Genomic DNA, 14,045 nt, shown 5'->3' on the forward strand with positions numbered 1-14,045 from the left:
AACCTACTTGCTTTGTTTTATATGTTCTTCAACTAAAATTTCTTTAATTCTTTTTGCGTTATTTTTAGCTCTTTGCAAATCTCCATTCAAAATTTTACTATATAAATACTCTGTAAATAAAACTATTATTCTATATTTATAAAAATCTTTTGGTTTGGAAATAGTATATGTTTTTCAAAAATAAGCTTCTAAATTACTATTTACGTGCAAATTTTCAAACATTAATGCTATATCTAAAAATCTAGAACTTTTATAAGCTACAGATCAATCTATTATAAAAATATTTTGATTTTCGCCTCATAAAATGTTGCTTAAATTAAGATTATTATGACAATTGGCATCAATCTCTAGATTTTCTATTCAAGACAAAATTTCATCTATAAAATCTTTTGCACCTATATCTAAAAATAAATCTTTTTTATTAATGTTTTCAAGATATCAATTGACTTTTTGTTCTAAAATGTTGCTTGGAAATTCAACTTCAGAATCATGATAAGTTCTCATAGCTTTAGCTATAATTTTAATTGTTCTTGAATTAATTTCAAAATTAGTATTGTTATTTAATCATCTTCATATGACCTTATTATCATCTTCATAAATATGCATTGGCACAAAATAAAAATGTTTAATTTTATCAATAATTAATCTATTATCAAATTGATTGTGGCTTTTATGAACTATAAATTTGTTTTCGTAAACGTTTTTACTTTTATATAAATTTAAAGTTTCAGGAGTTTTATTTTTATTAATAGTTAAATTACAATAATCTTTTTTATATTCTGCTTCGCGATAAGTATTAATTAAATAAATAAAATCATTAAATTTTTGTTCATTAAGATCAAAAAACTCAATTATTGTATTTTTATCTAGGCCGGCATACAAATATAAGGATACCAAATCAAAATATGGATTATTTAAGCTTGAATTTTCAAAATCAACTAATTTTACAAAACCATATTTATTAATAATAATATTATGTTTTTGAATGTTATTATGACTTAAAACTAATTCATCATCTTTGTATCCATGTAGTAATTCATGATATTTTTTATCATAAATTCTAAATTTATTTCAGTTAAATTTTTTGACCTCTATATTTAAAGATTGAAAATTTTTTATACAATTTAGAATTGAATAAATAACTTTTGAATTTAGCTTGATTTGAAATAAATCGGCTCCCGGAAATCATTTTTTTATTATTATTCCATCTTTTATGAACAAATAATCTTTAAAATTTTTAATTATTTTACGTTCTGTTTCATAATCATACATATTTGTTTTTTTTGGAATTCTTATTTGAACTCAAATATCTTTATATTGAGCGATAAAATACATATTATTTTCTTCATTATAATAAAAACGTGCATGATTAATTTTATTATCTATATCATTTCCTAAAATAGATATTAAAGTTTCATGCATAATATTTATTTTTTCTTTATTTTGTTTATCTTCTATATAAATTTCTTTTTCTTTCAAATACATAATTACGCTCTTTTTTATATTCGATATTCTTTATCATATAGTTTTATTCGCTTTTCAACTCTAGCAATATACATGGAATCATCAAAAGGCTTAATTTCATGTTTGTTAATTCACAAAACTATTAATGCATTCACAATAATTTTATGAGCCATTAAAAATTTTGGTTCATAATCATCACCATAAGCATCAAGAAATATTTTTTCTTGTCTTGAATCTAAATTTGAAGATTCGATAAAATAAGCTAAATCAAAGTGGACATCTCCCATTGTTGCATATTCTCAATCAGTTATAAAAATTCCCTTTTCGTTTTTTATAAAATTAAATAATCACAAATCATTATGGGTAGGTGCTGAATTATCAATATTTTTTAAAAATAAATTAATCTTTTTATAGTATTTATCTAAAACCGGAATTTTTCTATTTAAACTTGATATTTTTTCTCTATAAACTTTAAATCTTCTGGCTATCTGATTTTCTTTATAAAAAGGCAACTTTGAGTTATGCAGTGTTATTAATAAATGACCTATTTTTTTTAAATCTTCATCTGTAATTGTCTTACTATTTAATAGTTCACCAGAAATTCATTCGTTAATTAATTTTGTATTATCTTCAAAAATAGTTTTAGGAACAAAATTCAAATTATTTAAAATAGAATTAGAAGTTTTATGATTAAAAGAATCATAATTTTTTATTTTTATAAACTGCTTTTTTTCTTTATCGTAATAAGTTTTATTTGTAAAACCTTGATTTTTTAATAATTCCATTAATTTCCTTGTTTTATTAAAAATCTATATTTGAAACGTATTTAGCATTTTCTTCAATAAAATCATGACGTGGATCGACTTCTTCTCCCATTAATGTAGTAAATACTGTGTCACAAATTGCCATATCGTTTATTTGAACTTGTAACATTTTTCTAGTTTCTGGATTCATTGTTGTTTCTCACAATTGTTCTGCATCCATTTCTCCAAGCCCTTTATAACGTTGAATAGATACACTTTTTTTATCCTCTAATTTAGCAAGAATTTCATCTTTTTGAACGTCATTATAAGCATATTCCACTACTTTTCCAGCAACTATTTTATATAACGGCGGCATAGCAATATATACAAGACCATATTCAATTAAAGGTTTTAAATAACGGTAAAAGAAAGTCAATAATAAAGTTGTTATATGCGCTCCATCGACATCAGCATCTGTCATTATTATTATTTTATGATATTTAACTTTATTAATATTAAATTCTTCTCCTATGCCTGTTCCTAAAGCGTGAATAATGGTTTGAATTTCTTGATTAGATAAAAATTTAGTACGATCATTTTTTTCAGCATTAATAACTTTACCACGTAATGGTAATATAGCTTGGATACTACGATCTCTGCCACCTTTAGCTGACCCACCGGCAGAATTACCTTCGACTATAAATAATTCTCTTACTTCCGCATTTTTAGACGAACAATCAGCTAATTTTCCAGGTAACCCGCTAAATTCTAAACCATCTTTTTTTCTTGAAGCTTCTTTAGCTGCATTAGCTGCTAATCTTGCTCTTTGTGATTGCAAACATTTATTAATAATATTTTTTGCTATTATAGGATTTTCTGCTAAATATCTTTCTAACACTTCTGAAACAACTTTATTAGTTGCAAAACGAGCATTAGCAGAACCAAACTTAGCTTTTGTTTGTCCATCAAAAACTGGATTACTATGTTTAATAGAAATAACCGCAATCAATCCTTCTTTTGAATCTTCTTTACTTATTTTTTCTGTTGCATTTTTAAATAATTTATTATCTTCTGCATATTTATTAAAAATTCTAACTATTGAATCATAAAAACCACTTTCATGTGTTCCACCTTCTGTAGTTTGAATATTATTGGCATATGAAATAACTGTAGATTGATAAGCTTCGTTATATTGAAACGCTACTTCAACTAAAATATCTACTCTTTTAGGTTCTTGATTATTTGCTAATTGTTCTTCTGTTGGTTTTTCATGATCTACAATAGAACCTAAAGCATAAATAACATCTGAATTAATTAATTTCTTACCTTTGTTAAGTTCTTTAACATAATCTACAATACCACCTTCAAAGCAAAATGTTTTTTTAGTATTTTTAGTTATATCAAATAAATTAAAAGTCAGACCTTTATTTAAATAGGCCACTTGTTTTATATGATCGCTAATAGTGCCAAAATCAAAATCTATTTTATCCATTATTGTATAGTCAGGATGAAATTTGATTTTAGTACCTGTTTCATTTAAGGACACTTCTCCTATAACTTTTAAATCTTCCAGCGGTTTTCCACCATGTTCATATTTTTGGTAATATAATTTTCCGCCACGTTTTACTCAAACTTCAAAAGAATCACTTAAAGCATTAACAACAGAAGCACCAACTCCATGTAGCCCCCCACTAACTTTATAATTGTTGCTATCAAACTTTCCCCCAGCATGTAAAACTGTTAAAATTGTTTCCACAGCAGATTTATTAGTTGAATGGTGTATATCAACAGGCATACCTCTACCATTATCTTCTATTTCAATAAAATTATTTGGATATAAAGTGACATTAATTTGTGTAGCAAAACCTGCCATAGCTTCATCAACTGAATTATCTAGAATTTCTCATATCAAGTGGTGAATACCTTTATAACCTGTTGAACCAATATACATACCTGGTCTAATACGAACCGGATCTAAACCTTCCAAAACTTGTATATCACTTGCTTCATATTTTTTTTGTTCTGACATATCAATCTCCTTTGCAACATGATAATAATATTTAATAATTATATCAAATTTATTGCTTTTAGCTTATAAATAAGCTAATAAGACTTAACTAAAATATAAAAAAATACCAACTGGTATTTTCCTTCTATTCAAACATTGTTGATAGCGAACTTGTATCAACATCTCTTTTTTCTTGTTCTGAAGCTTGAAATAAAGGTTGATTGTAAGCTCCCATTTTTTTAGCTACTATATTTGTTCAAAATTGATAAATATTTGAGTTAAATACTCTAACAATTGCATTGTAATGTCTAATTGTTGAATATATTTCATCTTCTTGCAAGCTAATTTCTGTTTGAAATTGTAAAAATGTTCTATCGGCTTTTAAATTTGGATATTGTTCAAATTGAATGTTAATTCCTCTTTGAATTGAATTTAAAGCTTCATTAATTTTTGCTGGATCTTGTTCTGTTTCTAGATCTGAAAGTTTTGAACGGTATTTAGTAATTTCTTTTAATGTTTTAGCTTCGAATTGGGCATATCCTTTAACTGTATCTAATTGTTTAATTAAAATAGCTCTTCGTTTTTTTTCGGCCGCTTGAATTAAAGATGATGCTTCTTGTATTCTATTCATTTGTGCTAATAAAGAATTTCTTCTACTTATAACAGCTATTATAAACAAACCGAATGTTAATATAAAGAAAAGTACATATAAAAACTTTTCGCCGCCCGAAACTTCAGGGTGCTTAATTGAATTATCAACATTCGGTTTAAAACCCTCTTTTTCTTGTGGTGTTCTTGAATCAAATAACATTTTTTTCTCCTTATTTGTACTTAAATTATAATAAATTAAATATTTTTTCTATTTCTTTTGAGTTAATTTTCTTATTTATAAAAATAAATAAGCCTTGATTATCAATTAAAACTTTAATATTGTTGCTGTTCTTGTCATTTCCGTCAACTATTTTTTTAATTAAAGAGATATTAAATTCCAACTCTTCTTTATTATTGGCTGCAACTGTATTGTATGAAAAATTAGTAAAATTATTATCAAAACCATATTTTAGAAAATTTAGCACTGATTTCTCGTATTGAGTGTCATTAAAGGAAACAAAGGAACCATCGTTTTTAGTCTTATATTTAGGACTATATATAACTCATTTTTGTTCATTAAAAGAATTATATCTAACAAAGGGCACATTAATTATTACTCCGCTTTTATAAACAGAATCAATTAAATTTTCTTCTCAATATGAAGACATTTGAATACGCATTGCAACAGTTCCTTCGCCAAAATTATCTTCTAAAATTTCTTTAATTTCAAAAGAGGGTTTTCTAGCTGGATTAAAACTTTCTAGTTTATATTTAAAACCCATGACTGCTTTATTAAATATTTCAAATAATCCAATCTTATTTGTTTGAATATATTTTTTATCATCTTTATAAGTTGATAAATAATATCCTTGTGTGTTTAAATCTTCGGAAGCAATATTTTTATTTAAATAAGCTTGTGTTATAGATTTAAATATTGGTTTCAAAGTTGAAGTCATTATGTTATAAATTACATTATATATATGATCGGAATTAATGGGTTGTTTCAAATCAACTAAGAGTTGCAATCAGTTGTGGACATTAGAATAAGACAATCTATTTTCGTTATATACTCTTGTAGTATATAAATTCTTTTTATACTTACGTAGTGCATAAGTATCATTATCGAAATATTTAGCAAAATCAATGAAATTTTCTTGTGTTTTTAATTGAAAATAAGTGGTAAATTTAATTTTATCATTAAAATCAAAATTAAAATATTGATAAAACTCGGGGTTTTCTAAAAGAAATTCCCCTTTTTTAAGTTTATGATTATATTGTTTTTGATTTAATCTTTCAGAATTAGGATTAAATGTTAATTCTGGTAAATAATTTGTTGGAATGTTAACTGAATGTTTAGTTGTAATAAAAGGTGTTGGCTCGCTATGATAAGCTGTTATAGGTATTGAAGTTCAGCCATCTTTAGTTTTAATTTGTTTATAAACTGTAGCTGAAGTAACAATATTTTGTCATACCTCAACACCAAAAAGTATGTCATAATAATATGAATTTCTAATATCATATTTATTAACAGAATAAAAAGAATAAAATGTAGGGCTTAATAAATAAAATGCAATTTCAGAAACCTCTATATTATTGACTTTATTTATTTCCATTTCCTTCAAAAGCATATTTTTTCATTCAAGAATTGAAAATTTATTGTATATAGGAGTTAAAATAATGTTATTATTTACGATTAATTTAGAAATTTCATCTAATCTTATTTTGCTATATTCCTTAAAATCTTTGATAGCTTTTCTATTTTTACGATAAAAACCAAGAAAGGGCAAACCTATTAATAAAAAAGAAAAAAATAAAATAAAACCGTTGCAAACTTTTTTAGCAGTAATTTTTTTTGTCTTTTTTTCTACTTTTATTTCAGAATGCAAATTTTGAATTTTAGTCACATTTTCATCAATAAATTTTATTTCTTCAGCGTGCTCATCTAAAACTATTTTTTTATAAACTTTATCTAAAGCTGGTTTAATTTTTGCAACTAAAGGTTCGTATATTGTATGCACCTGATCTGTAAATATTTTGTCTCAATCTAATTCACGAACTATTTTAGATTTTGTATATTTTAATTCCTCTTTTTTATTTTGCTTTTTCATTTTTATCCCCTAAAATAAATCTTCTTTATCTTCAATTATTGAAAATCTTTTTGTTTTTTTTGTTGAACTTTTTTTATTTATTTCAGTTTCATTAGATTTAAAAAATTTTTTGTTATTTATAGCGTTTTCATTTGTAAAGAAATTTTCTGGTTCTTTAATGTTTGTTTGGTCTTTCAATAATTCTGATTCTTCTTCAAAAGATATACTTGCGTTAGAGTCTTTTGATATATCAATTTCTTCTTCTTTAGTTAAATCACTAATTGTATCTTCATTTATTTTCGAAATAGAATTATTTAATTGATAATTTACGTTTATTTCAGTTTCATTTTTTTTAAAAAATGAATTATTTTCCTTCATTTCCGTTTGCATTGCTACTTCAAATTCTTGAGTGCTAAAATCCGGTTCTTCTAAAAGAATACCTGTATTAGTATCAAACGACATTTCATTAGTTTTAATGCTTTCTAACATTAAACTTTCTTGCTTATTAGTTAAATCTAGCTGTTTTATAACTATTTCTTCTTTAGTTTGCAAGTTGTTATTAATAGCTTCCTGTTTATCTAAAGATACATTTATATTTTTTTGAACTTTTGTTTTAATTTTGACTCTATCTTTTCTAAATTTTGAAGGAATTAACTTGACAAACTTTTTATCACTAATAAATAAAGTAGTAAATGATAAACAAAAAAGTATTATTGAAACTATATAAGATATAACCATGCCGGCTGTTTTTCCAAGAAATGAACTAAATATATGCAATATACTAAATATAGCTCCTGGTGTTCATTTATAAGGTAATCATGCCGCATCTTCAGGACTAGCTGTGCTATATTTAAAATCTATATATCATTTAGACATAATTTTAGAAATAGCATTTTTATATGAATATAAATCTGGTTTATTTTTAGTGTAATAAATTGCTGTCCCTAACATTATTAAAGAAAACACAATTAAACTAATCCGTAATAAACTAAAATGAAAAACACCTACAGAGTAAGTATTTTTCATTTTAAATATTTTTTTAAATGCAACTAATAATAAAACAATATAAATTGCTATTGAAAACATACCAAAGAACATTCCAAAAGTATAGGAATGTATTGTGGTTAATCCTTTTATATTTAAGAAAGATATAACCATAAAGAAAACTATTATAAAACTAAATATTGTTCAAATAAAAGTTTTATCTTTTAAAAAGTAATAAAACTTGGTTTTTTTAGTTTTTATATTTTGCAAATTGCTTTCTATTTTTTCTTCTGACATTTTCTTACCTATTTAAATTTTAATTAAATTTCATATAAAGTTATAACAAACATTGGTTCTTTACTTAAAGATTTGTAAATTTTTTTCTTCATGCTCTTACGCAATTTCTCTTGAATTGCTTTTAAATCTATTTCAGATGCACTTAAATTTTCAAATTCCTTAAAAAACAAATCATTAACTATCTTATGTATTATTTCTTTATTATCTTTTGTAATAATACCATAAGAAGATATGTGCAATGTACCAATTGGTTTTTTTGTTTTGTAATCTATTAAGGAACTTAAAGCTATAACTCCATCTCTAGCTAATGTCTCTCTTTCATTTATAACTTCTTGCGAAATATCACCTATTCCAAAACCATCAATAATTGTATCTCCTATATTTTTTATTCCTCTTTTTTGAGAAACTAATTCATTATTAACAAATTCAGCTATTCTACCGTTTTGTAAAACTATACAATTATTAAAATTCATACCTGCATCTCTAGCTAAATGAGCAGCAACAACTAAATATCTATATAATCCTTGAATAGGAATAAAATATTTTGGTTTCAATGCCTTAATTATATTTAAAATATCTTCTTTAGTAGGATTACAAGAATAATATTGATCAGAACCCAATTCAATTAAATTGGGTGTATTCCTTGCTATTTCATCTAAGGTTAAAGCATAATTAACTTCTAACCCATTAACTGGGGGAGCAATTACTATAACAGCATCATCTGGTCTTAATTTTAAATAAACATCATTATTAGAAGCAATTCTAATAAATCTTAAATATAAACGTTCAATAGCTCCTGTAACTAAAACAACAGCGTTTTTTTGTTCATTAGCTAAACGATAATCGACAAACTCTGGTAGTTGCAAGTCTGGATTAATTTTTGCTACTAAATTAATAAATTGAGAATAATTTCTTCCATATGTAATAACTGGCCTATTATATCTTTTGGCTAAAACCAAAACTTCATGAGCAGTTATCATATCTTCATCATAAAGACCCACAATAATTCTTTTATTCATTGGAGTTTCTTTAAATTTATATTCTATTTTTTTTGATATTCATAATTTATCAATACTTCTGCCTGGATAATTTGAATGCCCTGAATCTAAAATTAATAACTGCAACTTTTTATTATTACTAATAATAGATTTAATTTTTGAAACATCTGTTTTTCCATAAGGCCCCAAATCGCCATCAACAAAATTAGTCATAAAAAGTATATTACCTTCTGAATATTCAAAATTTAATCCTATTTGGCCTGGTAACCCTCCAGCAACATCAAATGGACTAACAATAACATCTCCTAATTTAAGAGGTATATTAATTGTTTTTATTTCATAATCGTGTGATCCGATATTATATTTGGTAATTCTATCTAGTATAACAATTCTATTAAAAGGACTTGTATATATTTTTAACCCAGGTATTTTCATTAATAACCATGGCACAGCTGAAAATGTTTCATTTTTGACATCGGTAATAAATAAGCCTACTATATCTTTTTTTCTTTTTTCTAAATATTCATAATTACAAATTAAAGTATCTATCCCATTGTGTGAATTTATTGGAACTTTTGTACCAGAATTTATTACATAAAGTTTTTCATTAATTTCTAATACATAGGCATTTTTTCCATTCTCATCTAGTCCGCCTAATGCAAAAAAGTTTATTTTATTCATAATTCTCCTTTAAATCTTTTTATTATTAATTGAAATTAAAAGTTTTTAATAACAAAATTTTAGCAACTTTTTACTTCTTTTTTATATAAAAAGAAAGAAAGAATAAAAAATTAAAAATTTTTAAAGCAAAAAATGCATGCTTTTAGTTAAAACAACTATATTAAAAAAGTGCAAAGCACTTTTAAAATATTTTTAATTAATAATAATTTCAGAACCAATATAAGTATGGTCGCTTAAAACAGAAGCTGTTCAGATTTTGTCATTTTGGCTTAAAGCAACATTATATTGAGTAAATAAATCAATTATTCTTTGGTCGGTTTTTGTTTTATAAATATTAAAAATAAAATGGTTTTGATTAGTAAATTCGCTTTTTACAAACATTTTATCATATGGTTGTGATCAAAGTTTTTCTCGTCCTAAAGAGGTCTTATTTTCTTCTTTGTCTTCAAATAGAGAAATATATTTATTTTTCATTGCTGCAAAAGCTGTACTTTGTTTTCCTAATTTTATATTTGTATCTCCTCCAAAATAAATATTACTTTGAATTCCATCAATTGAGTCAAAATAATCTAAAACATTAACAAGTTGTTTTGATTCTCTATATTCAAATGAACCCATACCTTTATATGACTCTTCGCCTGCGCTTTTTTTAACGCCCGGACCGTCAAAGTGGGCAAATACAAAGGTCATTTTCTTTTCTGGTTTTAAGTTATATTTAAACTTAACTCCATAAGGAGGTCTTGCATATTGAGCAGCAGAATCGCCAAAATCATCAGCAAATGTTTGAGTATAACTATAGCCTATATTGCCATTATCAAAAGGTACTGGTGTTACTTTTAATTTATTATAAATAATAGCAACATGTTCGGCTGAATTAGCTTTAAATTTATCACCTTTTAATTTTTGAGAAACTACAAAAGAATATTTATTAGAAGCTCCGTATAAATTTAAAAGATCTACTAATTTTTGAACTCCTTCCGATCTGTCAACTTCAGTTAATCCTAAAACATCAAATTTTTCTAAAAACGCTAAAAGAGCTATTCTTTTAGTTTTATCAGCTTGTTTACTATCATCACCAGTAAAATTTAAAACATTTCAGTGGCCTCATTTAATACTATTTTCTTGTTGAGGGGTATTTGGATCAGGTTTAGCTAATATAGCTTCATATGAATTTTGTAGTGTATTTTTAGCTAATTCAAAGTTCTCTTTAGTTGAAGATTGGTCATTCAAAACATTTTTAGCGGTGTTTAGGGCACTAGTTAAATCTGTTTTTTGATCGTCTCTTAATTCAGAGGTTTGTAATTTAACTTCAAGTTCGCTAATATAATCTTCTAAAGCTTTTTTAGCTTGGTTTTTTAGTTTTATTTGTGGATCGGGTTTAGCTAATATAGCTTCATATGAATTTTGTAATGTATTTTTAGCTCATTCAAAATTCTCTTTAGTTGAAGATTGGTCATTCAAAACATTTTTAGCAGTATTTAGGGCTTTAGTTAAATCTTTTTTTTGATCGTCTCTTAATTCAGAGGTTTGTAATTTAACTTCAAGTTCGCTAATATAATCTTCTAAAGCTTTTTTAGCTTGGTTTTTTAGTTCTATTTGTGGGTCAGGTTTAGCTAATATAGCTTCATATGAATTTTGCAATGTATTTTTAGCTAATTCAAAGTTCTCTTTAGTTGAAGATTGGTCATTTAAAACATTTTTAGCGGTATTTAGGGCTTTAGTTAAATCTGTTTTTTGATCGTCTCTTAATTCAGAGGTTTGTAATTTAACTTCAAGTTCATTAATATAATCTTCTAAAGCTTTTTTAGCTTGGTTTTTTTGATCTTGAATAATTTTTTCAATCTCTTTTAAAAATTCTTTATATTTTATATCTAGTAGTTTTATTTCTTGGGGATCATTTTTATCTAGTTGTTTTTGAGTAATTCCATTTAAAAATTTATTTAATTTTTCAACCGGCTTTTGGAAAATATCTTTTTTATATTTATTTTTTGCCAATTCTGATTTTATATCTATATATTTTTTTTCATATTCAGTTGTTTTATTGTCTTTTTCATTATTACAACTTATAGTAATAAGGGGCAAAGCTGTAATACTCAGTGATGTTAATAATAGTATTTTTTTTGTTTTATCCATAAATACAATGATAAAGAATTTCTGTATATTTTTATAAAAATATAAAAATAAAAAAGCAAAGATTTTGCTTTTAATCTATATCTATATTATTTTCTTTTAAATATGTTTGAATTTGAATTGCTTTGTCAAAATCTCTAGCTTTTGCAGCTTCATCCATTTCTCTAATTAATTGTTTTATATACTTTCTATTATAAGCATTTGGTTCTTTTCCAACATCCTGAATTTTAAAATTCATAGCTACATCTTGTATTGTTTTAGGAATGGGTTTTATTATTGTTTGAGGAACAATATTATGTTCAGTATTATATTTTTGTTGAATACTTCTTTTTAATAAATTATCATCAATTGTATCTTTCATAGCTTGAGTCATTTCATCAGCAAAAAATATAACTTTTCCATGGTCATTTCTAGCTGCCCTACCAACAATTTGAATTAACGACCTTTTATCTCTAGATAATCCTGTAACATCAGCATCCAAAACTAAAATCAAACTAACTTCAGGTAAGTCAATTCCTTCTCTTAATAAATTAATTCCAATAACAACATCATATTTTCCAAGTCTTAAACCATTTAAAATATTGTTTCTTTCAAACACTTTAAATTCATTGTGTATATAAGCAGATTTAAACTTTTTTTCTTTTAAATAATAAGCTAATTCTTCAGCACTTTTTTTAGTATGCGTCAAAATTAAAGTTCTTTCGTTTTTTGAAATTTGATTTTTTAACAAATCATGAATTATATTAATTTGATTAGCTTTTGGCTTAATTTCAATTACTGGATCTAGCAACCCTGTAGGTCTTATAAATTGAGTTATAACTTCTCCATCTGCATTTGAAATTTCTTCATCGCCTGGGGTAGCAGATAAATAAATTCTAGGCAAATCAATATCTTGATATTCACTATATTTTAATGGTCTGTTATCTAAAGCTGAAGGTAATCTAAAACCATAATTAACAAGTGTTTCTTTTCTTGATCTATCTCCTTCATACATACCTTTTAATTGAGGTAGCATTAAGTGGCTTTCATCAATATATATAATTGTATCTTTGTGTAAATAATCAAATAAAGTATATGGTTTTTGACCTTGTTTTCTACCATCCATATATCTTGCATAATTTTCCATGCCATTAGTGTAGCCAAATTCTCTAATAGAGTCTAAATCATTGCGCGTTCTATCTTCAATTCTTTGAGCTTCTATGTATTTTTCTTTTTCTTTAAAAAAAACTACTCGGTCAAGCATTTCTTGCTCAATTTCTTTGCAAATTTGCTCCATATTTTCCATATTTATTAAATATGTAGTAGAAGGAAATATAGTAATTTCTTCTTTTTTTTCCACAATATCTTTCGTTATTGGATCAATAAAATTTATACTTTGTATTTCATCATCATACAATTCTATTTGAATATTATAATCGAATTTATAACCAGGGCTTAATGTAATAATGTTCCCAAAACTATTAAATTCCCCTTGCTCAATATTTGGAGAAAATCTTTTATTGTCATAACGCAATTTAACTAAATTTCTCATTATTTCTTTTCTTGTAATTTTTTGATGTAAACTTAAAGGAAAAAAGTGTTTTCGATATTCTTGTGGATTAAATTCTCCATAAATTGAAGCCACACTAGCAACAACAATAGTATCCCTTCTTGTACTTAAAGCATTGACAGCAGACATTCTCATGGCTTCAATTTGTTTATTATTTTTAGAGGTTTTTTCAACATATTGGTCAGAAGAAACAATATAAGCCTCTGGACGATAATAATCAAAATAAGAAATAAAGTATTCCACTCTATTTTCGGGAAACAGCTCCTTCAACTCAGTATACAATTGACTAGCTAAAGTTTTATTATGACTAATAACTAAAGCAGGCCTATTTGTTTTAGCTATAACATTTGCTAAAGTAAATGTTTTACCAGAACCTGTAACTCCTAATAAAACTTGATGTTTTTTATTATTTTTTATACCGTCTACTAATTTTTGTATAGCTTGAGGTTGGTCTCCTGAAGGTTGAAATTTAGAAAAAAGTTTAAAGTTATTCATGACTAGAATTATAAACTA

The 14,045-nt window shown here is 25.2% G+C and carries 9 protein-coding genes; all 9 read right to left on the bottom strand.

The genetic code is table 4. From position 1 onward, the window contains the following. Positions 1 to 3: 3 nt before the first annotated feature. The 9 genes from DMC14_RS00155 to uvrB all read right to left on the bottom strand — a co-directional run bounded on the left by DMC14_RS00155 (position 4) and on the right by uvrB (position 14,027). Entirely contained in the window at positions 4 to 1,485 is a 1,482-nt protein-coding gene (locus tag DMC14_RS00155) for a hypothetical protein (RefSeq protein ID WP_116171831.1), read from the bottom strand. A gap of 14 nt (positions 1,486 to 1,499) precedes the next feature. Next, positions 1,500 to 2,252 (bottom strand): phosphotransferase, encoded by a 753-nt coding sequence (locus DMC14_RS05600; RefSeq protein WP_116171832.1) that lies wholly within the window; start codon positions 2,250 to 2,252, stop codon positions 1,500 to 1,502. Positions 2,253 to 2,265: 13 nt separating this feature from the next. Then, the gene (locus DMC14_RS00165; RefSeq protein ID WP_116171833.1) at positions 2,266 to 4,236 is read right to left on the bottom strand and encodes a DNA topoisomerase subunit B; all 1,971 of its coding nucleotides are present in this window, start codon (positions 4,234 to 4,236) and stop codon (positions 2,266 to 2,268) included. Between the two features lie 124 nt (positions 4,237 to 4,360). Beyond that, complete coding sequence (locus DMC14_RS05605; RefSeq protein ID WP_116171834.1) at positions 4,361 to 5,026, bottom strand: LemA family protein; 666 nt, start codon at positions 5,024 to 5,026, stop codon at positions 4,361 to 4,363. Positions 5,027 to 5,051: 25 nt separating this feature from the next. Further along, complete coding sequence (locus tag DMC14_RS05610) at positions 5,052 to 6,914, bottom strand: hypothetical protein (RefSeq protein WP_116171835.1); 1,863 nt, start codon at positions 6,912 to 6,914, stop codon at positions 5,052 to 5,054. Positions 6,915 to 6,923: 9 nt separating this feature from the next. Beyond that, positions 6,924 to 8,174, bottom strand: coding sequence for a hypothetical protein (locus DMC14_RS05615; RefSeq protein ID WP_116171836.1), 1,251 nt, complete (start codon positions 8,172 to 8,174; stop codon positions 6,924 to 6,926). A 23-nt stretch (positions 8,175 to 8,197) separates the two neighbouring features. After that, positions 8,198 to 9,853: a ribonuclease J gene (locus DMC14_RS00185; protein ID WP_116171837.1), complete on the bottom strand. Its 1,656-nt coding sequence runs from the start codon at positions 9,851 to 9,853 to the stop codon at positions 8,198 to 8,200. A 192-nt stretch (positions 9,854 to 10,045) separates the two neighbouring features. Beyond that, positions 10,046 to 11,986 carry an MnuA family membrane nuclease gene (locus DMC14_RS00190; RefSeq protein ID WP_116171838.1) on the bottom strand — a complete coding sequence of 647 codons (1,941 nt, stop codon included), beginning with the start codon at positions 11,984 to 11,986 and terminating at the stop codon, positions 10,046 to 10,048. Between the two features lie 70 nt (positions 11,987 to 12,056). Beyond that, positions 12,057 to 14,027, bottom strand: a complete 1,971-nt coding sequence (uvrB, locus tag DMC14_RS00195) for an excinuclease ABC subunit UvrB (RefSeq protein ID WP_116171839.1) — start codon at positions 14,025 to 14,027, stop codon at positions 12,057 to 12,059. Between the last annotated feature and the right edge of the window lie 18 nt (positions 14,028 to 14,045).

Origin of the sequence: Metamycoplasma phocicerebrale (assembly GCF_003383595.3) — a bacterium.
GTDB classification, from domain to species: Bacteria; Bacillota_I; Bacilli_A; order Mycoplasmatales; family Metamycoplasmataceae; genus Metamycoplasma; species Metamycoplasma phocicerebrale.